Raw genomic sequence first — 22,917 nt, 5'->3', positions numbered from 1 at the left:
CCGGCGGGCCGCCGCCCGGCACCCCGTCGGGGGTACGCCCGCCGAGCCGGAGGGGAGCCGATGACCCGCCTGATCGCCACCCGGGGCCTGCCGGCATCCGGCAAGACCACCTTCGCCCGGACCCTCCAGCCGTCCGTGGTCCGGGTCAACCGTGACGACCTGCGCCGGATGCTGCACGGCGAGCGGCTCTTCACCCAGTGGGCGGAGGCGCAGGTGACGACCGTGCAGCGGGCCCAGGTCGAGGCGCTGCTGCGGACCCGGGCGGACGTGTGCGTGGACGACACCAACCTGCGCTCGCGGACCCTGCGGGACTGGGCCGAACTGGCCGCCCGGTACGGCGCGGAGTTCGAGGTGCACGACTTCACCGACGTGCCGCTGGCCGAGTGCCTGCGCCGCGACGCCGCCCGCCCGGAGTCCGACCGCGTCGGCGCGGACGTGATCTGCCGGCTGCACGAGCGCTACCTGGAGGGGCGGGCGCTGCCGTTGCCCGTGCCGCAGGCCCGCACCGGACGACCCGCCGCCGTGCACCCGCCGTCGACCGAGCCACCGGAGATCGTCCTGGTGGACATCGACGGCACGGTCGCGCTGGCCGTCTCGCGCAGCCCGTACGACATGACCCGGGTGAGCGAGGACCAGCCGAACCCGGCGGTGATCGCGGCGGTCCGGGCGATGCACGCCGCCGGGTACGGGGTCGTCTTCTGCTCCGGGCGGGACGCCTCGGCGCGGGCGGCCACCGAGGCGTGGCTGGCCCGGCACGTCCGGGTTCCCTACCTCGGCCTGCACCTGCGCGCCGTCGGCGACTCCCGCAAGGACGCGATCGTCAAGCGGGAGATCTACGACCGGGAGGTCCGGGACCGCTACCGGGTGGTCGGCGTCTTCGACGACCGCGTCCAGGTGGTCCGGATGTGGCGCTCCCTCGGCCTCACCGTCTTCCAGGTGGCCGACGGCGACTTCTGAGGGTGCGGAAGGGCCCCTCCGCGGAGGGGCCCTTCCGGGAGTCTCACCGCGTGACGGTGCTGGTGGCGTTGGCGACGAGGCCGTTGACGGTGACGCTGAGGCGGATGGGGGCGCCGGGGCGCAGCGCGGTCAGAGTGCCGGTGGCCGGGTCGAAGCGCGCGGTGTGCCACGGTCGCACCCCGGCCGCCGAGCCGATGTGCACCCCCGGCGAGGCGGACCAGTCCGCGCTGACCGGGGCGGCCACCGGGACGGCACGCCCACCCGGCTGGGTCAGCGTGGCGGTGACCTGCGCCGGGACGCCGACCGCGACGCTGGCCGGGGCGCTCACCGCGAGCCGGTCCACGTGTGCGTGGAACTCCGCGTCCACCCAGCGGGGCCCCTCGGCGAGCGGGTCGCGCCGGGCCCGGTCGGCCTCGGCCGGGCTGACCGGGTCCACGCCGAACTCCGTCCAGCCGGTGAAACCGCCCTGGTCCGCCGGGGTGGATGGCGTCTTGCCCGCGTTCCCGTTGATCACGTACGGCACTCCGTCCACCCGGTCGGCGTGGAACGTGCCGACGTGCCCGCCCACGAACAGCGCGCCCTTGCCGGTGCGGTGCTGGAAGTCGGCCAGCCACTGCTCCAGCAGCGCCGCCTCCTTGCGGTCACCGAGTTGGCTGGCCTGCGCCGGGCTGGGGTCGCGCGGCGGGTGGTGGTGCAGGACGACGACCGAGCCGACGCGCCGGTCGGCGGCTGCCGCGTCCAGCGTCTCGCGCAGCATCCGCACCTGGTCGAAGCCGCCGCCGCGCAGCGTCCCGGTGGACGAGTTCAGGGTGACGAACCGGGTGCCGGCATGGTCGAAGACCCGTGCGGTGGCGCCGAACGCGGCCTGGAAGTTGCTGATCGGGGCGCCCATGATCTCGTGGTTGCCGGGCACGTAGTACCAGGGCAGCGCGTCGCCCAACTCCTCGTCGAGGATCCGCTTGGCCAACGCGAAGTCGGCCGGGTAGGCGGTGTCCACGAAGTCTCCGTTGATCAGCAGGAAGTCCGGCCGGGCCGCCTTCACCTCGCGCAGCGTCCGTCGAGCCTGGGCGACCAGGTCGCTGTCCGGGTCGGCGGCGACGAACTGGGCGTCGGAGAGCACCGCGAACCGCCAGGGTGCGCCGTCCACGGTGCCGTCGCGGACCACCACCCGATCGGTACGCGGCGCCACCGGCGGCATGTCGACCGTGGGCGGCACCTTCGCCACCAGGTCGTCGATGATCACCTCGCTGCTGTACTGCGCGGCGGCGTTGGTCTCGGCCACGTAGAACCGACGGACGCGCACCGGATACTGCACCCCCGCCGGCACCGCGAACTCCACGTACCGCCAGCCGGTCCAGGTGATCAGCGGGCCACGCAGCACGTGCTGGGTGTCCTGTGCGTCGTGCAGGTGCAGGCTGGGCCACTCACCGGTGCCGTTGCCGTGGATCCACATGCCGAAGGCCTGCGGCTGGCCGGGCACCTCGATCCAGGCCGGCGGGTCGGCGTACGCGGCCCGGGTGCCGGTGGACTGGCTGAAGTCGTACGACATCCGCAGGCCGGTGCCGGTGTGCCCCGGCGCCGGGGCGACCGAGCCGCTGGCCCGGGCCTGGCTGAACCGCCAGGACGCGGCGTCGTCGAAGCCGGCCACCGGGACGTCGGTCAGTCCGACGGTGACCGGGAGAACGGTGCTGTGTCGTCCGACGTGGACGGTGACGAGCCCGGAGCCGGTCTCGCGCAGCGCGGTGACGGCGAGGTTGCCGTCGTGGGTGGAGGTGATCCGCAGCAGGTCCCGGTCGTAGTCGAGGGTCAGGTCGGCCGGCTCGATCGGTGCGGTGTTGCCCTCGGCGTCCTGGCCGACCACACCGACCAGGGCGTCGCCGTCCCGGCCGGTCAGCCCGACGCGTTCTACTGTGGAGCTGACCCGGGCCAGCGGGCCGAGCACCGTGAGGCCCAGCGAGCCGGTTGCCCCGCCGCGCGCCGCGGTGACCGTGCTGGCCCCCGGCACGCCGGCGTGGAACACCCCGTCGCGGTCGATTCGGCCGCGTACCGCCGGGGTCACGCGCCAGGTCGGCGCGCCGGCCGCCGGGCCGTACGTCTCGTCGTAGCCGGCCGCGGTGAGGGTGCGGGTGAGGCCGGGGAAGACGCGGTCGGGCCGGCCGCCGCGCACCGGTGAGATGCCGGGAGCGGCGGTGGGGTCACTGGCGGTCTCCACCCAGTAGCCGGTGAGCCGGCCGCTGCCCTTCGGCGCGTAGATGGCCAGGCCGTTGGGCACCGCCCGCTCGCTGCCGTCGGAAGGGGTGTTCTCGACCTGCACGGCCGGGGCGCCCGGCTCCCGGGCCAGCAGCGTGGACGAGCCGCCGCCGTCCAGGTTGAGCGCGTGGTGGGCACCCAGTTCGGCCATCATCCGGCCCATCTCGGTCTGGGTCACGCCGCGGCTGTCGACCTGCCGACCGTCCACCGTCAACATGATCATTTTCCGACCGTCGGCGGTGAAGCCGACCGCCGTGCGCGGCGCCAGCGACGGGTCGGCGATGCTCTGCACGACGCCGTCGCGGACCAGGACGCTGCCACCACCGACCGCCGCGTGCAGAGTGCTGCCGTCGGACGACTTCGGTTGCCAGGCGACCGTCACCGGGTCACCGGGGCGGAGCCCGGCCAGCGCGTCCGCGCCGGCGTCGCGGCCGAGCAGCACGGTGCTGCCGGCGACGATCGGGCCGCTGCCGGCCGCGGTGGTCACCGTGGCCACGCGGCCGCCGGCCACGACGACCTCGACGACCCGGGCCGCGCCCGCGACCGCCCGCTCCCGGGGGTACGTCCCCCACAGTTCGGTGAACGCGCCGATGCCGTCGGCCTGCACGATGTTGTTGAACTGCGTCAACGGCACCGGCCCGGTGGGCAGGGTGGCGGTGCCGTCGAAGTTCACCTCGATCACCCGGCCGAGCCCGTCCGCGGTGACCGCCACCGCGTTGCGGTGCCCGCTGACCGCCGACTGGATCAGCTCACCGTCGCGGATGCCGACGCCCTGGGCGGCGCCGGAGTTGTTGATGTCGAAGAAGTCACCGTTGACCGCGGCGACGGCACGCGAGCGGTCCACCGGTCCCCGCAGCGGCTCGGCCTGGCTGACGGCTCCGGAGTTGACGTAGTCGACGGTGGCCCCGCTGCCGAGGTCCGTGGTGAGGGCGTCGGCACGCAGCCAGCCCTCGGCGTCGTACCGGTCGAAGGAGGTGAGCTGCACGCCCGGCGCAACTGGCCGGGTGGCCTTGGTGGTCTCCAGGCCGCCGGCCGGCTCGACGCCGTCGACGGCGGCGGTCGGGGCGGTCGCGGTGGCCGGGTCGGCGGCCAGACTGACCCAGCCGGCCGACCGGGACGACGCGGGCGGCGCGTCCTCGGCGACGGTGGACGGAGCCACGGGGGCGGCGATGGGCGCGGCCGGCGGTGCGGCTGTCGCCGGCACCGGAGCAGCCAGGGTGAGCATCGGCGTCAGCAGCAGGACGCCGATGCGACGGGCGGATCGTCTGCGGGTACGCATGGACGACAGTCAACCCGATCCTGAATAGAAGTTTCAAGATGCATCGACTGAACCGAAGGAAAACTCCACCCTCGTCGGCTCTCCCCGCGTCGGGCCGTGCCGCCGGGCCGTGCCGCCGGGCCGGCCTTGCCTCCGCCCTTTGCTCTGCTTCAACGGACGCAACGCGGAGAGGCCCGAACTGTTGCGCGGGTGTAAGCAGAGCAAAGGGGTCGAATGGACATGACGAAGGGGCACGGCCGCTGTGGCCGTGCCCCTTCGTTTGGTCAACCGAGGGTGGTTACTCCCCCGGCGTCGACTTCGCGATCTGCATCAGGAACTCGATGTTGGTGCGGGACTTCTTGAGCCGGTCCAGCAGCAGGTCCATGGCGGCCTGCGAGTCCAGCGAGTGCAGCACCTTCCGGAGCTTGTGGATGATGGCCAGTTCCTCGGGCGCGAACAGGACCTCTTCCTTACGGGTACCGGACGGGTTGACGTCGATGGCCGGGAAGGTGCGCTTGTCAGCGATCTTCCGGTCCAGCTTCAGCTCCGCGTTGCCGGTGCCCTTGAACTCCTCGAAGATGACCGTGTCCGCCATGGACCCGGTCTCCACCAGCGCGGTGGCGATGATGGTCAGCGAGCCGCCGTTCTCGATGTTGCGAGCCGCGCCGAGGAAGCGCTTCGGCGGGTAGAGCGCGGTGGAGTCGATACCACCCGACATGATCCGGCCGCTGGCCGGCGCCGCCAGGTTGTACGACCGACCGAGCCGGGTCACCGAGTCGAGCAGCACGACAACGTCGTGCCCCAGCTCGACCAGACGCTTCGCCCGCTCGATCGCCAGCTCCGCCACCGTCGTGTGGTCCTGCGGCGGCCGGTCGAACGTGGCCGCGATGACCTCGCCCTTGATCGACCGCTGCATGTCGGTGACCTCTTCGGGCCGCTCGTCCACCAGCACCACCATCAGGTGGCACTCCGGGTTGTTCCGGGTGATCGCGTTCGCGATCGCCTGGAGCACCATCGTCTTACCCGCCTTGGGCGGAGACTGGATGAGCGCCCGCTGGCCCTTGCCGATCGGCATGACCAGGTCGATCACCCGGGTGGTGAGGATGTGCGGCTCGGTCTCCAGCCGCAGACGCTCCTGCGGGTAGAGCGGCGTGAGCTTGTAGAACTCCGGCCGGCGCCGCGCCTCCTCCGGCTCCATCCCGTTGATCGTGTCCAGCCGCATCAGCGGGTTGTACTTGTCCCGCCGCTGATCGCCGCTGTTGCCGCCCTCGCGGGCCGCACGCACCGCACCGGTGATCGCGTCACCGCGACGCAGGCCGTACTTCTTGATCTGGGACATCGACACGTACACGTCGTTCGGGCCGGCCAGGTAGCCGGTCGTCCGCACGAAGGCGTAGTTGTCGAGCACGTCGATGATGCCGGCCACCGGGACGAGCACGTCGTCCTCGCCGACCTGCGGCTCGCGCCCTCCGGTGTCGCCACCGGTCTCTGGGCGGTCGCCCCGGCCCCGCCGACGGTCCCGGAAGCGGCTACGCCGGCCGCGCCGGCCGCCGTCGTCGCCGTCGCCGTCGCCGTCGTTGTCGCGCTCGGCGCGCTGACCACGGTCGTTGCGGTCGCCCCGATCGTTGCGGTCGTTGCGGTCACCACGCTCGTTGCGCTCGGCACGCTCGCCCCGGTCGGCACGCTCCGGCCGATCGTTACGCTCGCCTCGCTCGGCACGCTCGCCCCGGTCGTTGCGCTCGCCCCGCTCGGCACGCTCGGCACGCTCGCCGCGCTCGGTGCGCTCACCCCGCTCGGCACGCTCGCCCCGCTCGGCACGCTCGCCCCGCTCGGTGCGGTCGGCACGCTCAGTGCGCTCGGCCCGCTCGGCCCGCTCGGTGCGCTCCGGGCGCTCGGCACGCTCGGTGCGCTCCGGGCGCTCGGCCCGCTCCGGGCGTTCGGCCCGGTCCCGGCGGTTCTCGGTCCGTTCGCCGGCCTCCGCCTCATCGGTGCGCGCCTCGGTGGTGCGCGCCTCAGTGGTACGCGCCTCCGCCGCGGCGGTCCGGCTCCGCCGGGTACGGCCCCGGCTCTCGGTCTCGGCGGCCGGCTCGGCCGGCGCCTGGTCGGTGCGTCCCTCCGCCGCCGGACGGTCCACGGTCTCCCGCACCTCCTCGCGGGTCGGAGCGGCCGCAGCCGCGACCTCGGCCCGCGGTCGAGGGGTACCGGCGGCGTTGCCGCCCTGCCGCTCGGAGATCGCGGCGATCAGCTCGCCCTTACGCATGCGAGCCGTGCCGGAGATGCCGAGCGACGCGGCCAGGCTCTGCAGCTCTGGCAGCAGCATCGCCGACAGACCGGTGCCGCTACGCCGACGACGGGCGGGAGCGGCGGTGGTGGCATCGCCAGCGACGTTGGAAACATCCGACGTCACGTCGGTGGTGTCGCTCAATGGATTCCTTCCCTCGGTAAAGGCCGTGACTGCCCGGAGTCGGACTCAGGTGGCCGGGCGGCCTCGGTGCACCCGCCTCGCAAGGACGCGTCGCGGGAGTCTGTGACACAGCAGCCGGTCGGTTTCCCGACTCACCAAACATCGGTGAGCAGGTCTCGCCGTCTGCGGCGACCTGTGGAAACTGCGGCGCGGCGTGGGCCTTGGCAGGGGTGACGGGCTGACCGCCGAGAGCTTCGGGGGTGCGCCGCCCCGCAGGAGATCGCGTGCTTCGCGGCTGTGCTAGGTCTAGAGCGTAATCAACTCTTCCGACCTGCGGCAACAGGGTCCCGCTCGGCGTGTCCAAGTCTACCCCGAGCAACCCGCGCACCGCTGACGTCTATCGGTAACTGCCAGATCTGCCAATCTGTTCCCACCGGGAGGCTTGGCGGCGGCTCGCTGAGCGCCAGCACGGTCGGCCCGGCCCCACTGACAACAGCCGCCACACCGGCCGCTCGCAACGCGTTGACCAGGGCCGATGTGCCCGGCATCCCCGGTGCGCGGTAGGCCTGGTGGAGCCGGTCGACGGTGGCGGGCAGCAGCAGCGACGGGTCCGCGGTCAGCGCGTGCACCAGCAGCGCCGCCCGCCCGGCGGTCAACGCGGCGTCGCCATGCGGCACGGTGGCCGGCAACGCGGCCCGCGCGGTCGCGGTCAGCCCCCGCTCCGAAGGCACGAAAATTGTCGGCCGCACCCCGTCGGCGACGGCCAGGGACACCGCGCGAGCGCCGGTCGGCTCGGACCAGGCCAGCGTGAAGCCGCCGAGCAGGCACGGCGCGACATTGTCGGGATGGCCCTCGATCTCGGCGGCCAGCCGGAGCACGGCCGCCGGGTCCAGCCGGTGCTCCCCGTCGGCGACCAGGGCGCGGGCCAACAACACCCCGGCGATGATCGCGGCGGACGAGGAGCCCAGCCCACGGGCCTGCGGGATCCGGTTGACGCACTCCACGATCAGCCCCGCGGGCTGCCCACCGAGCACGTCGAAGGCGGCCCGCATGGCCCGCACCACCAGATGCCGGTCGTCGTCGGGCAGCTCACCCGCACCCTGCCCGGTCACCGTCACCCGGACCCCACCCGGCGCGACCTCGGCCGCCAGGTCGTCGTAGAGCCCGAGGGCGAGGCCCAGCGCGTCGAAGCCCGGGCCCAGGTTGGCGCTGGTCGCGGGGACCCGAACCCGGACCGGCCCGGGGCTGAAGTTCATCGGCACGCGCTCATGCTAGGGGTCGGCACCGACGATCCGGTCCGACGCCCGCAGCGTGGGACCGGCGAGCTCAGCCGGCCGGGTTCGGAACCGGTTCGGCGACCGGGTCGGTGAGCGAGAGCCGGCGGGTGGCGATCCGCCAGCCGACCGCGTACACGAGGGTGACCAGCCCGCAGCCGGCCAGCACCACGCGCTCGTCCACCACGTCCACCACCAGGGCCACCGCCAGCTGGCTCACCGAGATGGCCAGCGTCGCGAGCATCATGTCGGTGGCGAAGACCCGACCGCGCAACCGGTCCGGCACCTCGCCTTGGAGGGCGAAGTTCGACATCACCCAGTTGCTGCCGCCCGCGAAGTGCGCCACGAAGACCAGCAGCAGCACCAGCGGAAACCAGCGGACCACCGACGCGCCCAGGTAGGACAGGCCGTAGAGCGACATGGACAGCGCCAGCCCCGGCAGCAGCCAGGACCGGTTGGTCAGCACCCGGCGCATCAGGATGGGCCCCACCAGGGCCCCCGCCCCGCGTACCGCGAAGAGCAGGCCGGCGCCCAGCGAGCCGACCCCGTACACGCTGGCGAGCAGCGGAAACACCGTCAGCACACCGTTGCCCAGGCCGACCGCCGACTTCACCGTGACCAGCGCCAGGACCCGCGGCCGGTGCCCGATGTAGACGAGCGCCTCGCGGACCGCCGGCCAGGTCCGCTGGGCCGGCTGGTCGACGTCCCGTGGCGCCTGCAACGGCCGCCGGATCCGCCCGGCGAGGCCCGCGGCCAGCGCCAGGCCCACCGCCGCCACCCAGAAGCAGGCGTACGGGCCGACGGCCGAGCTGAGCACGCCACCGAGCGAGGCGCCGACCACCGTCATGGTGCCCCAGGCCGAACCGGCAACGGCGTTGCCGGCGGCCAGCTCGTGCGGCTCCAGAACGTTGGGCAGCGCGGCCTGGGCGGCCGGCGAGTAGAACGCCTTGGCGACCGCGACCACGCCGATCGCCACCAGCGCCAGCCACGCGGTCCCGGCGCTCCGGACGCCGAGCAGCAGCAGCACGCCCGCCAGCGCCGCCACGTTCGCGGCGATCATGACCTTGCGTCGGTCGAACCGGTCGGCCACCGTGCCCGTGTACGGCAGCAGCAGTGCCACGATGCCGGTGTCCACCGCCAGCACCAGCGCGCCCCAGACCCCGCTGCCGGTCAACTGGGGCAGCAGCACCAGCAGCGGCACCATGACGAACCAGTCGGCGCCGAAGACGACCAGCTCGGCGAGGAAGAGATTGCGAAAGCTCCGGTTGCCGGTCAGGACGGAGAGGGTGGACGCCACGTAGCGCGACGCTACCCGGTCGATCGCACTCGATACCCTCCGCGAGCAGCACCGACCGGCCCCTCGGTTCCGCTCGGAACCGGTCGGCGCGCAGAGAGCCGGAACGCCCCCGGCAGGTGAACCCGCCGGGGGCGTTCCGAGGTGCCGGTCCGACTACTCGGTCGGCTCCGTGGGGGGCAGCGGCGAGGTGCGGCTGCGGGGCAGCCGTAGCACCTCGAACTGGTCCGTGCCGTCCACCAGCGCGCCCGACGGCGCGGGTCGCCCCGCCGCCGCCTGCGAGCCCTCGGCGTGCGTCGCCGCCGGCGCACCGGAGGGCACGGCCACCTTGTTCGGGCTGGCCGGCTCGGCGGTCTCCGGGTCGGTCGGCCCGGTCACCGCCGGGTCGCCGGAGCGCCGCCGGCGGCGCCGCTCCCGCAACGATTCCTTGGTGTGTTCCACCATCGTGTACAGCGTCGGCACCAGGATCAGCGTCAGCAGCGTGGAGCTGAGCAGGCCGCCGATCACCACGACAGCCAGCGGCTGGGAGATGAAGCCGCCCTCGCCGGTCAACCCGAGCGCCATCGGCAGCAGCGCGAAGATGGTCGCGACCGCCGTCATCAGGATCGGGCGCAGCCGGCGCCGTCCGCCCTCGACCACCGCGTCCCGGACCCCCATGCCCTGGGCCCGGTACTGGTTGATCAGGTCCAGCAGCACGATCGCGTTGGTGACCACGATGCCGACCAGCATCAGCACGCCGATCAACGCCGGCACGCCCAGCGGCGTCCCGGTGACCAGCAGCAGGCCGATCGCGCCGGTCGCCGCGAACGGGATGGAGATCAACAGGATGAGCGCCTGGGTGAGGCTGCGGAACGTGGCCACCATGATCAGGAACACGATCGCGATCGCGGCCAGCACCGCCAGGCCCAGGTCGCCGAAGGCGTCCGCCTGGTCCGCGCTGACCCCGCCGATGGTCAGGCTCGCCCCCGGCACGTCGATGGCGTCCAGCCGCTTCTGCAGCTCCTGGCTGGTCGCGCCCAGGTTCGAGCCGGTCGCCGTGCCGGTGACCGAAACGCTGCGCTCACCATCGATCCGGCTGACCTGCTGCGGCCCCTCGCCCTGGGTCACGGCCGCGATGTCGCCCAGCTTGACCGGACCCACCGGCAGCGCCCGCAGCTCCTGCACCGACACCGGCGGCTGCGCGCCCAGCCGCAGCACCACGTTCTGCTGCTGACCGTCGAGCGTGACCTGGCCCAACGGCGCCCCGCGGAACGTCTGCGAGACGAGCTGACCCACCGCGGCCTCGGTGAGGCCGACCCGGCCGGCAGCGACCCGGTCGACGGTCACGTCGACGCGCGGCACCCGGTCGGCCAGGCTGGTGGTGACGTCCTCGACGTCCGGGACCCCGGCCATCGCCGTCCGGGCCGCCTCGGCGGCCCTGGTCAACACCTCCGGGTCACTGGCCTGGACGATCACCTCCAGCTGGCTGGTCGAGGCGTCCTGCCCGCCGCCGAAGCTGATCTCGCCCAACCCGGTGCCGAGCGTGTCGAACTCCTTGCGCAGCACCTCACGCATCTGCTTCGCGTCGGTGTCCCCGTCGAGCGCCACGGACCAGCTCGCGACGTTGTTGCCACCGCCGCCGGCCCACGGGTTGTCCCCGCCGCCGGCGGTCACCTGGTACGTCTCGACCCCGTCGGTACGCCCGAGCACCGTCTCGACCTGCTTGGCCGCCGCGTCGGTGGCGGCCAGGCCGCTACCCGCCGGCAGTTCCTGCCGGAAGCTGAGCGTGTCCTGACCGGAGTCGTCCAGGAAGTTGGTCTCCAGCTTCTGGGCCAGGCCGAAGGTGCCGAAGAGCACCAGCAGGCCCAGCCCGACGGTGATCCAGCGGGTGGACCGCTTTCGGGTGGCGAACCCGATCACCGGGAGGTACGCCCGCTGCAACGGGCTGCGCAGCTCCTTCTCCTCCGCGCCGCGGCGCACCGCGTCGTCGTCCGGGGTGCCGCCGCGCGGCTTGAGGAACCAGTACGCCAGCACCGGGATCACGCTCAGTGACACCAGCAGCGACGCGAGCAGCGCCACCGTCACGGTGATCGCGAACGGCGCGAAGAGCTGCCCGACGAACCCGCCGACCAGCGCGATGGGCGCGAACACCGCGACCGTGGTGAGGGTGGACGCGGTCACCGCGCCAGCCACCTCGCGGACGCCGGTGATGATGGCGTGCCGCTTCTCCTCGCCGTACTCCAGGTGTCGTTTGATGTTCTCCAGAACCACGATCGAGTCGTCCACCACCCGGCCTACCGCGATGGTCAGCGCGCCGAGGGTGAGCAGGTTGAGCGAGTAGTCGCCGATCCACAGCGCGATCAGGGCGACCAGCACGGAGAGCGGGATGGAGACCGCGGTGACCACGGTCGACCGCACCGACAGCAGGAAGACCAGGATGACGATGACCGCCATCAGCAGGCCCAGCAGGCCCTCGGTGGTCAGCGACTCGATCGACTTCTCGACGAACGGCGCCTGGTCGAAGACCACGGTCAGCTCGGCGCCGGACGCGTCCTTCAGGTCGGCCAGCCGGTCCCGGATCTCGTGCGAGATCTCCACGGCGTTGCCGTCCGGCGACGCCGTGACCGCGATGCCGAGGCTGTCCTTGCCGTTGGTCCGGGTGATCGCGGTGGCCGGGGCGAGCTGCTGCTCGACGGTCGCCACGTCACCGAGACGCACCGGGGCGGCCCCGGGGGCGACCACGATGCCGCGCAGATCGGCCAGGGTGGCGACCGGCGTGCCGACCTGCACCGGGAGGGCCAGGCCACCGTCGGTCACCGCGCCGGCCGGCACCGACACGCCGTTGGTCTTCAGCGCGGCGCCGATCGCGGTCGGCTGGAGCTTCGCCGCGGCCAGCTTGGCCGGGTCCGGGGTGACCACCACGACGTCGTCGCGGGTGCCGGTCACCTCGACCGTACGGACCCCCTCGATGCCCTCCAGCTCCGGCACCACCGTCGCGCGCAGCTTCTCGGCGAGCGCCCGCTCGTCCGCCGCGCCGGTCGCCGCCAGCACCACCGCCGGCAGGTCGTCGGTGCTGCCCGCGATGACCTGCGGGTCGACGCTCTCCGGCAGCTGGGCGTCGATCCGGCTCAGCGCGGTCTGCATCTTGTTGACCACGTCGTCCAGGTCGGTGCCGAACTCGTACAGCACCTGGACGGTCGCCGCCCCCTCGCGGGAGGTCGACGTGACCTGGTCCAGCCCGGGAATGCCCTGGAGCGCGTTCTCGATCGGCTCGGTCACCTGCGACTCGACGATCTCGGGTCCGGCGCCGGGATAGGCGGCCACGATGAACGCGGCCGGGAATTCGAGCGACGGCAGCAGTTGCTGCTTCAGCGACGGCACGGCGAACGCTCCGAACGCCGTGGTCACCACCGCGATGAGGGCGACCAGCCCTCGGTTGGCGAGGCTGAATCTGGCGAGCAGCGACATCGGCCTGGCTCACTCCTGAACGAGAAGGCGGGCGGGGATACCCGAAAGTGTGCCTGACTCGATCACCCCGCCCCCCGCCGGACCCCTGCCGCCCCAACGCCGCCGCGTTCCACGGTCGGCCGGGCCCCGACGGTCGGGAGCGGTGGCCGCTCAGGCCAGATCGAGGGCGCGGGCCGCGGCCAGCGGATCGTTCGCGATGGTCATCGGGGCGGGCGCGGTGGAGATCGCCCATTCCGGGTCCTTCAGGCCGTGACCGGTCACCGTGCAGACCACCGTCGAACCGGCCGGGATCGCGCCCACCGCGGCCTGCTGGAGCAGACCGGCCACGCTGGCCGCGCTGCCCAGCTCGACGAAGACCCCCACCTCGCGGGCGAGCAGCCGGTACGCGGACAGGATCTCCCGGTCGGTCACCGCCGCGATCAGGCCACCCGAGGCGTCCCGGGCGTCCAGGGCCTTGGTCCAGCTCGCCGGGTTGCCGATCCGGATCGCGGTGGCGATGGTCGACGGCTCCGCCACCACCTGTCCGGTGACGATCGGCGCCGCCCCGGCGGCCTGGAAGCCGTACATCTTCGGCGCCCGGGTGGTGGCGCCGGCGGCGTGCTCCTCCGAGTACCCCATCCAGTAGGCCGAGATGTTGCCGGCGTTGCCGACCGGCAGGCAGTGGATGTCGGGCGCGTCACCGAGCGCCTCGACGATCTCGAAGGCGGCGGTCTTCTGCCCGTGCAGCCGGTCGATGTTGACCGAGTTGACCAGCGCGACCGGGTAGTCCTGTGCGAGCTTGGCGGCCGTCGCCAGGCAGTCGTCGAAGTTGCCGCTCACCTGGAGCAGCTTCGCGCCGTGCACCAGCGCCTGGGCCAGCTTGCCCAACGCGATCTTGCCCTGCGGGACCAGCACCGCGCAGGTCAGCCCGGCCCGTGCCGCGTACGCCGCGGCGGAGGCACTGGTGTTGCCGGTGGAGGCGCAGATGATGGCCTTGTTGCCGGCCTCGACCGCCTTGGAGACCGCGACGGTCATTCCGCGGTCCTTGAACGAGCCGGTCGGGTTGGCGCCCTCCACCTTGAGGTGCACGTCGCACCCGATCCGGGCGGAGAGCACCGGCGCGGGCAGCAGCGGGGTGTTCCCCTCGTGCAGCGTGACGACGGGCGTGGCCGCGGTGACCGGCAGCCGGTCCCGGTACGCCTCGATCAGACCCCGCCACATGTCGTTCTCCTCGCCTCTACCGTCGCGTCGACCTGAGGTTCAGGCCACCCTGGACCAGCCTGCCGGAGCGACCGGCGGCAGACCCCGGGTTACCCACCTGGCGGGACGAGCGTGCCCGTCCCACCACCGGGTCAACGACTCACACCCCGCCCTCGACCCGCAGCACGCTGGTCACCGACCGGACGATGTCCAGGCCGCGCAGCTCGCCCACGGTCGCGGCGAGCGCGGCGTCCGGCGCCACGTGGGTGACGATCACCAGCTCGGCGTCGCCGTCCCGGCCGGGCGAGCCGCCGGCCGAACCCTGCCGCACGGTCGCGATCGACACGTCGTGCCGGGCGAACACGCCGGCCACCGCGGCCAGCACACCCGGACGGTCGGCCACGTCCAGGCTGACGTGGTAGCGGGTCAGCGCCTCGCCCATCGGCCGGACCGCCAGGTCGGCGTACGCGCTCTCGCTGGCCGCGCGCACCCCGGCGAGCCGGTTGCGGGCCACCGCCACCACGTCGCCGAGCACCGCGCTGGCGGTCGGCGCGCCACCCGCGCCCCGGCCGTAGAACATCAGCTCCCCGGCCGCGTCCGCCTCCACGAAGACCGCGTTGAACGCGTCGCCGACGCTTGCCAGCGGGTGGCTGCGCGGGATCATCGCCGGGTGCACCCGGACGCTGACCGTGTCCCGGCCGGCCGGGTCGACACCCCGGGCCGCGATGCAGAGCAGCTTGATCGTGCAGCCCATCGCCTGCGCGCTGGCCACGTCCGCGGCGGTCACCTCGGTGATCCCCTCCCGGTGCACGTCGGCGGCGCCGACCCGGGTGTGGAACGCCAGTGAGGCGAGGATCGCCGCCTTGGCCGCCGCGTCGAAGCCCTCCACGTCGGCGGTGGGGTCGGCCTCCGCGTACCCCAGCTCGGTGGCTTCTTCGAGGGCCTCGGCGAAGCCGGCGCCGGTGGCGTCCATGGCGGAGAGGATGAAGTTGGTGGTGCCGTTGACGATGCCTGTGACCCGGTTGATCCGGTCGCCGTGCAGCGACTCGCGCAGCGGGCGCAGCAGCGGGATGGCCCCGGCCACGGACGCCTCGTAGTAGAGGTCGCCACCGCCCTCGGCCGCCGCGTCGTGCAGCGCCACGCCGTCCTCGGCGAGCAGCGCCTTGTTGGCGGTGACCACGCTCTTGCCGGCGCGCAGCGCCTCGACCAGCCAGCTCCGGGCCGGCTCGATACCGCCGACCACCTCGATCACGACGTCCACGTCGTCGCGCTTGATCAGGCCGAGCGCGTCGGTGGTGAACAGGGTCGGGTCGATCGGCAGGTCACCGCGGTCCCGGCCGAGCCGACGGACGGCGATGCCGGCGATCTCCAGCGGTGCGCCGATCCGGGCGGCCAGGTCGATGCCCTGCTCGTGCAGCAGCCGGACCACCTCCTGGCCGACCGTGCCACAGCCGAGCAGCGCCAAGCGCACAGGTGACGTCATCCAACATCCAATGCGAGCAGGTCCTCTTCGGTTTCCCGCCGGACGATCAGACGCGCCTGGCCGTCGCGTACCGCGACCACCGGTGGCCGCGGTACGTGGTTGTAGTTGCTGGCCATGCTGCGGCAGTAGGCGCCCGTGCCGGGCACCGCGACAAGATCGCCGGGCTGCACGTCGGCGGGCAGGAATTCATCCTTCACCACGATGTCCCCGGACTCACAGTGCTTTCCCACCACGCGGGCGAGCATCGGCTGCGCCGTCGACGCCCGAGAGGCCAACGTCGCCGAGTACGAGGCGTCGTAGAGCGCGGTCCGGATGTTGTCGCTCATCCCGCCGTCCACGCTGACGTACGTCCGGATGCCGTCGAGATCCTTGACCGTGCCGACCTCGTAGAGGGTGAACACGGACGGCCCGACGATGGCCCGCCCCGGCTCGATGGAGAGCCGCGGCACGGCGAGCCGCTCGGCGGCGCACTCCGAGTCGACGATCTTGCGGAGCCGCTTGGCCAGGTCCTGTGGAGTGGCCGGGTCGTCCTGGGTGGTGTACGCGATGCCGAAACCGCCGCCCAGGTCCAGCTCGGGCAGCTCCACCCCGCGCGCGTCGCGGATCTGGGCCTGCAGGGCGAGCACCCGACGGGCGGAGACCTCGAAACCGCTGGCGTCGAAGATCTGCGAGCCGATGTGCGAGTGCAGGCCGCGCAGCTCCAGCACGCCCTCGTCGAGGACCTTGAACGCGGCCGCCGCGGCCGCGCCACCGGCCAGGGAGAAGCCGAACTTCTGGTCCTCGTGGGCGGTGGCGATGAACTCGTGGGTGTGCGCCTCGACCCCGACGGTGACCCGGACCAGGACCCGGGGGCGGACGCCCCGCTCGCGGGCCAGAGCGGTGAGCCGGTCGATCTCGATGAACGAGTCGAGGATGATCCGCCCGACACCGGCGTCCAGCGCCCGGGCCAGCTCGGTCACCGACTTGTTGTTGCCGTGGAAGCCGATCCGCTCCGGCGGCATCCCGGCCGCGAGGGCGGTGGCCAGCTCACCGCCGGTGCAGACGTCGAGGTGCAACCCCTCCTCGGCGATCATCCGGACCACAGCCCGGCACAGGAACGCCTTGCCGGCGTAGTAGACGTCCTCGGTCGGGAAGGCGGACCGGAAGTCCCGGCAGCGCGACCGCACGTCGTCCTCGTCCAGCACGTACATCGGGGTGCCGAACTCGGCCGCGAGGTCGCGGACGCTCAGGCCCGCGACGGCGAGCGCGCCGTCGGCGCCGCGCGTCACGGTGCGCGGCCACAGCCCCGGCATCAGGGCGTTGACGTCGTCCGGGGTACGCAGCCAGGCCGGCCCTCGGCTGCCGATGTCGCCGTGCAGCGCACCAGCCTCGTGAGCACGCATCAGGTACTACATCCTCTCGGGAGCGGAGACGCCGAGCAGGTGCAGGCCGTTGGCGATCACCGTGCGGGTGGCGTTGTTGAGCCAGAGCCGTGCCCGGTGCAGGTCGGTGACCTCCTCGTCGCCCAACGGCAGCACCCGGCAGTTGTCGTAGAACCGGTGGAAGGAGGCGGCGACGCTCTCCTCCAGGTAGCGGGCCACCCGGTGCGGCTCCCGCAGCTCGGCGGCGGTGGCCACCACCGCCGGGAACTCGGCGAGCGCCTTGAGCAGCTCGTTCTCCTTCTCGTGCCCGAGCAGCTCGGGGCGGAACGCGTCGGCGTCGCCTTGGAGCAGCCCCACCTCGGCGGCGTTGCGGGCCACACCCGCCGTCCGGGCCGCCACGTACTGCACGTAGTAGACCGGGTTGTCGCGGGTCGCCCGGGTCCACAGCTCGATGTCGATGTCGATCGGCGAGTCGCTGGAGTAGCGAGCCAGCGCGTACCGGGAGGCGTCCACCCCGATCGCGTCGACCAGGTCCTCCAGGGTGATCACCGTGCCGGCCCGCTTGCTCATCCGCATCGGGGCGCCGTCGCGCAGCAGGCTGACCAGCTGGCCGATGAGGATCTCCAGGTTGCGCTCCGGGTCGTCCCCGAAGCACGCGGCCATCGCCTTCATCCGGCCGATGTAGCCGTGGTGGTCGGCGCCCAGCATGATCACGACCCGCTCGAAGCCGCGCTCCCGCTTGTCCAGGTAGTAGGCGCAGTCCGCGGCGAAGTACGTCCACTCGCCGTCGGACTTGCGCAGCACCCGGTCCTTGTCGTCACCGAAGTCGGTGGTGCGCAGCCAGGTGGCGCCGGCGGACTCGTAGACCTGACCCTGCTCGCGCAGCCGGGCCAGGGCGAGGTCCAGCTCACCCCGGTCGTGCAGGTCCTTCTCGTTGAAGTAGGTGTCGAACTCCACCCCGAAGTCGCGCAGCGAGGAGCGGATCTCGTCGAACATCAGCGCGACGCCCTCGACCCGGAACACCTCCTGGGCGGCGGTGTCGTCCATGGTCAGCACGTCGGGCCGGCGGGCCTGCACCTCAGCGGTGATCTCGGAGATGTACGCCCCGCCGTACCCGTCCTCCGGCGCGGGCTGGCCCTTCGCGGCGGCGAGCAGCGAACGGGCGAACCGGTCGATCTGCGAGCCGGCGTCGTTGAAGTAGTACTCCGTGCCCACCTCGGCGCCGGTGGCCCGCAGCAGCCGGCTGAGCGCGTCACCGACGGCCGCCCAGCGGACCCCACCGATGTGCACCGGGCCGGTCGGGTTGGCCGAGACGAACTCCAGGTTGATCTTCTCGCCGGCGAGCCGGTCGCTGCGGCCATACTCCGCGCCGGCCTCGACGATCACCCGGGCGAGCTGGCCGGCGGCGGCCGCGTCCAGCCGGATGTTCAGGAAGCCTGGCCCGGCGATCTCCACCGACTTGACCCCGGGCGCCCGGCCCAGCTCATCGGCCAGGGCGGCGGCCAGCTCGCGCGGCGGCACACCCACCTTCTTGCTCAGCTGCAGGGCGAGCGTGGAGGCGTAGTCGCCGTGCTCGGGGTTGCGGGGTCGCTCCACCGCCGTACGCTCCGGCAGCGCGGCGTGGTCGAGGCCACGCTCGGCGAAGACGGCGTGGGCAGCGGTGAGGACGACCGAGGCTAGTTCTGCAGGAGTCACCGAACCATGTTATCGGGGGTAGACTCGGGCACTCGGCGGCGACCCTGCGCGTCATCCGGCCCGCCACCTCCCCTGACCAACCGACCTGACGAGGCACGATGAGCATCAGCACCCCGGGTGGCCCTGAGCGCCGCCCGACCGTGGTCAGCACCGGCAAGAAGCCGGCCGCGGGCCGGCCGGCGTCCGGCGCCAAGGCCGGCTCCGGCAAGCCGGCGGGCACTCCGCGGGCAGGTGGCAAGGGTCCCCGCAAGCCGATCGCCCCGGTCAAGGTGAGCCAGGGCCGGGCCTGGGGCCCGATCGCTCTCTTCGTCGCCGTGGGCGTGCTCGCGGCCGGCATCATCGGCTACGGCGCCTGGGCGTCGTTCCAGGGCGCCAAGCCGTGGGACAAGCGGGCGAACGCCATCGACGGCATCGTCAACATCCGCAAGTCGGACCCGGAAAGCCTGAAGTACGAGTCGCACAAGTCCGGCCCGCTGACCTGGAAGGTCTCGCCGCCGGTGGGTGGGGTGCACAACGCCGCCTGGCAGAACTGCATGGGCGAGGTGTACGACGCCCCGATCGCCAACGAGCACGCGGTGCACAGCCTGGAGCACGGCGCGGTGTGGATCACCTACCGCCCGGACCTGCCGAAGGACCAGGTCGACAAGCTCGCCGGCAAGGTGCGTGGCGTCGAGAAGACGATGATGAGCCCGTACGAGGGCCTGGACAAGCCGATCTCGCTCCAGGCCTGGGGCTTCCAGCTCAAGGTCGACAACGCCGACGACAAGCGGATCGACGAGTTCATCAAGGACCTGCGCGTGAACGCCTCCGTCGAGGGCCCGACCGCACTCTGCAACCAGGGTGTCACCGCCACCGGCACCACGCCGCGTGACCTCGACGCCCAGATGCCCACCCAGTAAGGACGGCGATGACTGCTCCCGCCACGACCGACAGCGAGCACGACGAGGCTCCGGTCGCCCCGGATCGGGGCGACCGCCCCGCGGCGCGGCGCTACGGCGTACTGGCCCTGGCCGCCATGCTGGTGGTGGGCCTGCTCCTCGGGTACGCCGGCGGCCTGCTCACCCCGGGCCTCACCCGGCCCGGTGACACCTCGGTCGAGGCGGGCTTCGCTCGGGACATGACGACGCACCACACCCAGGCGGTGGAGATGAGCCTGACCGCCTACCGGTCGGCGACGCTGCCCGGGGTACGGCAGATGGCCGTGGACATCGCCACCGGGCAGCAGGGCGAGATCGGCGCCATGCAGACCTGGCTGCGGGAGTGGGAGCTGAGCCCGACCGGGTCGCAGCCTCCGATGTCGTGGATGTCCGACGGGGCGACCGTGAAGAACGGGCTGATGCCGGGGATGGCGACCCCGCAGGAGATGGCCGGGCTGCGCGACGCCCAGGGCGTCGAGGTCGACCGCCAGTTCCTGACCCTGATGATCAACCATCACCTCGGCGGCATCCACATGATCGACGCGGTGCTCGGCGAGACCGACAACGCCGAGGTGCTTCGGGTGGCGCGCACCATGAAGGCCACCCAACAGAACGAGCTGAACAACCTCCGGCAGCTCCAGGCGCAGGCCAAGGGCTGATCCACCGTACGGGCACACCGGGCCCGCGTCATCGCCGTGAAACCGGCGGGGCGCGGGCCCTACTGATGCCCCTTGCCCCCTGTCGTCCCTTTTGGGCGCTTTGGTCGGTCCAACCGATTACGTTGCTTAGAGAGTTTTCTCCACACATATCGTGACCAGTTGCGATTCGGGCTCGTTGCCCAAGACGTGGGGGTTGCACTCAGAGACGCACGGCGTTCGGTCACCAGCTGGTGCCGGCGCCACACCATCGGCGGTGACGGGGCGGTGGCAGCCGTCCGTCGCGGACAGCGGCAGGGCGAGCCGGGAATGCTCAGCCGCGAACAGGAACTCGAACTGATCGACGTGCTGCGGGGCGTCCACCCCGACGAGTTCGGCCTGGACGAGGAGCTGTGGACGCGGCAGAGCCTCACCGCGCTCATCCAGCGCCGGTTCGACCTGCCGCTGGACGCGGGCGCGGTCGGGGCGTACCTGCGGGCCTGGGGGTTGGGTCCGCGGGAGCCGCGCGAGCGCGCCTGCGGGCTCTGCGTCAGCGCGGTCGAACGCTGGGTACGCAGCGAGTACCCGACGATCACCCGGTCCGCCCAGGAGCACCTCGCCGAGGTCTACTGGATCGGCCGGGTGCGGCTGCGCGGCACCATGCCGGCGGCCGACGTGATCTCCGCCGTCTCGTCCCGCGGCCGGGTGCGCTTCATGATCACCACACCGACGGTCGACCCGCCACTCCCTCGCGACTTCGTGTTGCGACTCAGCGGCGAGGAGCAGCGCACCGTTCACCTGATCGTGGACGGCTCGTGGCCGCGCAACGAGTGGCCGCGCCGGCCTCCCCGGCGGATCGTGCTGCACCCGCTGCCCAGCTGTGGCCGGGCGGTCGCGGCCTGACCGTCCGTTTCGGGCGGCCGGGCGGCCCCGTTTCGGGCGGCCGGGCGGCCTGACCACCAGGGGCATCGGGCAATCGGCGACACGATCGGGGCACCGGATACCGATTCGGCGTTCGTGATGGAGGTTTGCTAGTCTTCTCCAGTCGCTGAGCCCCCGTAGCTCAGGGGATAGAGCACCGCCCTCCGGAGGCGGGGGCGCAGGTTCGAATCCTGCCGGGGGCACCAAAGAACACCGAAGCCCGGGCCATCGGCCCGGGCTTCGCCGCTTCCCAGGCCCGCCAGACCGCACGCCGAGCCCAAGATCGCGCTCGATGCGGGAAGGGGTGGCCTCGCCGCGTCGATGATCCCACTGCTTCCTGGATCGAGCGCGATCCTCCCGGGCGGGGCGCGCTCGGCGCTGGGGGACGCCCTGGTATCTGTTAACAACCCTTGATATTAAGCTTCACGAACGTCAATATGTGGAGGTCGCGGGTCGTCGAAGCCTGGGGAGTGAGCCATGAGAAGCCGTCGAATTTTCGCAGTGGCAGCCGGAGCGGCGATGACCGTCGCGGCCGCCGTCGCCTTCGTCCCCACCAGCATGGCCGCCGTGTCGTCGGCGGACGCCGCCGTGCTGGTCGCCTGCACCGCGCCGGCCTGGGCCGAGGGCAACACCTACCCGGCGGGCGGGCAGGTCACCTACGGCGGTCGGCTCCACCAGGCTCTGGTCACCCACACCGCACACCCCGGCGCCGGCTGGAACCCGGCCGCGACCCCGTCGCTGTGGCGTGACCTGGGCGCGTGCTCGGGAGGCACCCCGCCACCGACCACACCTCCACCCACCACGCCGCCACCGACCACGCCGCCACCGACCACGCCGCCGCCGACCACCCCGCCACCGACCGGTGGGACCTGTGGGGTGAAGTCGCGGCCCGCCGGCAAGGTGCTGCAGGGCTACTGGGAGAACTGGGATGGCGCCTCCAACGGCGTGCACCCCGGCCTCGGGTGGATCCCGATCACCGACAGCCGGCTCAGCCAGCACGGCTACAACGTGATCAACGCGGCTTTCCCGGTGATCCGCGCGGACGGCACGGTGCTCTGGGAGAACGGCATGGACGCTGGCGTGAAGGTGGCCACCCCGGCCGAGATGTGCCAGGCCAAGGCCGCTGGCGCCACCATCCTGATGTCGATCGGCGGGGCTGCGGCGGGCATCGACCTGAGCTCCAGCGCGGTCGCCGACCGCTTCATCGCGACGATCGTGCCGATCCTGACGGCCTACCACTTCGACGGCATCGACATCGACATCGAGACCGGCCTGACCGGTAGCGGCAACATCAACACCTTGTCCACGTCGCAGGCCAACCTGATCCGGATCATCGACGGAGTGCTGGCCCGGATGCCGTCGAACTTCGGCCTGACCATGGCGCCGGAGACGGCCTACGTCACCGGCGGCAGCGTGGTCTATGGCTCGATCTGGGGTTCGTACCTGCCGATCATCAAGAAGTACGTGGACAACGGCCGGCTCTGGTGGCTGAACATGCAGTACTACAACGGCAGCATGTACGGCTGCGCGGGCGACTCGTACCCCGCCGGCACCGTGCAGGGCTTCACGGTGCAGACGCAGTGCCTGAACAACGGCCTGACCATCCAGGGCACCACCATCCGCGTGCCGTACGACAAGCAGGTTCCGGGCCTGCCCGCGCAGACCGGTGCGGGCGGCGGCTACATGTCGACGTCGCTGGTCACGCAGGCGTGGAACTCCGTACCCGGCATCAAGGGTCTGATGACCTGGTCGGCGAACTGGGACGGGTCGAAGGGCTGGACGTTCGGCGACAACGTGAAGCGTCTGCAGGGACGCTGAAAGCGCATCACCCCAGCTGATGGC

General features: G+C 72.4%; 14 protein-coding genes and 1 tRNA gene. 6 read left to right on the top strand and 9 right to left on the bottom strand.

All coding sequences use genetic code 11. The features are described from left to right. Nucleotides 1-60 precede the first annotated feature (60 nt). The gene (locus ABZU69_RS09050; protein WP_354963833.1) at nt 61-957 is read left to right on the top strand and encodes an AAA family ATPase; all 897 of its coding nucleotides are present in this window, start codon (nt 61-63) and stop codon (nt 955-957) included. 43 nt (nt 958-1,000) lie between these two features. On the opposite strand, the gene ABZU69_RS09045 is transcribed toward ABZU69_RS09050, so the two are convergent. The 9 genes from ABZU69_RS09045 to argS form a co-directional block, all read right to left on the bottom strand. Further along, nucleotides 1,001-4,486 carry a phosphodiester glycosidase family protein gene (locus ABZU69_RS09045; protein ID WP_354963832.1) on the bottom strand — a complete coding sequence of 1,162 codons (3,486 nt, stop codon included), beginning with the start codon at nt 4,484-4,486 and terminating at the stop codon, nt 1,001-1,003. Between the two features lie 277 nt (nt 4,487-4,763). Further along, nucleotides 4,764-6,890, bottom strand: coding sequence for a transcription termination factor Rho (rho, locus tag ABZU69_RS09040; protein WP_354963831.1), 2,127 nt, complete (start codon nt 6,888-6,890; stop codon nt 4,764-4,766). A 296-nt stretch (nt 6,891-7,186) separates the two neighbouring features. Continuing rightward, entirely contained in the window at nt 7,187-8,131 is a 945-nt protein-coding gene (gene thrB / locus ABZU69_RS09035; protein ID WP_354963830.1) for a homoserine kinase, read from the bottom strand. A 64-nt stretch (nt 8,132-8,195) separates the two neighbouring features. Further along, on the bottom strand, nt 8,196-9,440 hold the full coding sequence (locus ABZU69_RS09030; RefSeq protein ID WP_354963829.1) for an MFS transporter: 1,245 nt from the start codon (nt 9,438-9,440) through the stop codon (nt 8,196-8,198). 153 nt (nt 9,441-9,593) lie between these two features. Next, nucleotides 9,594-12,884, bottom strand: a complete 3,291-nt coding sequence (locus tag ABZU69_RS09025; protein ID WP_354963828.1) for an efflux RND transporter permease subunit — start codon at nt 12,882-12,884, stop codon at nt 9,594-9,596. A 150-nt stretch (nt 12,885-13,034) separates the two neighbouring features. Next, entirely contained in the window at nt 13,035-14,084 is a 1,050-nt protein-coding gene (gene thrC / locus ABZU69_RS09020) for a threonine synthase (protein WP_354963827.1), read from the bottom strand. A gap of 139 nt (nt 14,085-14,223) precedes the next feature. Then, entirely contained in the window at nt 14,224-15,534 is a 1,311-nt protein-coding gene (locus ABZU69_RS09015; RefSeq protein ID WP_354964012.1) for a homoserine dehydrogenase, read from the bottom strand. An 8-nt stretch (nt 15,535-15,542) separates the two neighbouring features. Continuing rightward, on the bottom strand, nt 15,543-16,928 hold the full coding sequence (gene lysA / locus ABZU69_RS09010) for a diaminopimelate decarboxylase (RefSeq protein ID WP_354963826.1): 1,386 nt from the start codon (nt 16,926-16,928) through the stop codon (nt 15,543-15,545). Nucleotides 16,929-16,934: 6 nt separating this feature from the next. Next, on the bottom strand, nt 16,935-18,602 hold the full coding sequence (argS, locus tag ABZU69_RS09005) for an arginine--tRNA ligase (protein WP_354963825.1): 1,668 nt from the start codon (nt 18,600-18,602) through the stop codon (nt 16,935-16,937). Between the two features lie 98 nt (nt 18,603-18,700). Here argS and ABZU69_RS09000 point away from each other — a divergent pair, with 98 nt between their 5' ends. The 5 genes from ABZU69_RS09000 (at nt 18,701) to ABZU69_RS08980 (ending at nt 22,893) form a co-directional block, all read left to right on the top strand. Beyond that, entirely contained in the window at nt 18,701-19,501 is an 801-nt protein-coding gene (locus tag ABZU69_RS09000) for a DUF3105 domain-containing protein (RefSeq protein ID WP_354963824.1), read from the top strand. Between the two features lie 8 nt (nt 19,502-19,509). Then, nucleotides 19,510-20,178 carry a DUF305 domain-containing protein gene (locus ABZU69_RS08995; protein WP_354963823.1) on the top strand — a complete coding sequence of 223 codons (669 nt, stop codon included), beginning with the start codon at nt 19,510-19,512 and terminating at the stop codon, nt 20,176-20,178. 186 nt (nt 20,179-20,364) lie between these two features. Then, on the top strand, nt 20,365-21,057 hold the full coding sequence (locus tag ABZU69_RS08990) for a winged helix-turn-helix domain-containing protein (RefSeq protein WP_354964011.1): 693 nt from the start codon (nt 20,365-20,367) through the stop codon (nt 21,055-21,057). 149 nt (nt 21,058-21,206) lie between these two features. Next, nucleotides 21,207-21,281, top strand: a tRNA-Arg gene (locus tag ABZU69_RS08985). Between the two features lie 271 nt (nt 21,282-21,552). Beyond that, a complete protein-coding gene (locus tag ABZU69_RS08980; RefSeq protein ID WP_354963822.1) occupies nt 21,553-22,893 on the top strand; it encodes a glycosyl hydrolase family 18 protein in 1,341 nt (446 codons plus the stop codon). Nucleotides 22,894-22,917 lie beyond the last annotated feature (24 nt).

The organism is Micromonospora sp. NPDC005206 (assembly GCF_040608175.1).
Classification (GTDB): domain Bacteria; phylum Actinomycetota; class Actinomycetes; order Mycobacteriales; family Micromonosporaceae; genus Micromonospora.
This window is presented reverse-complemented; position numbering and strand designations above follow the sequence as displayed.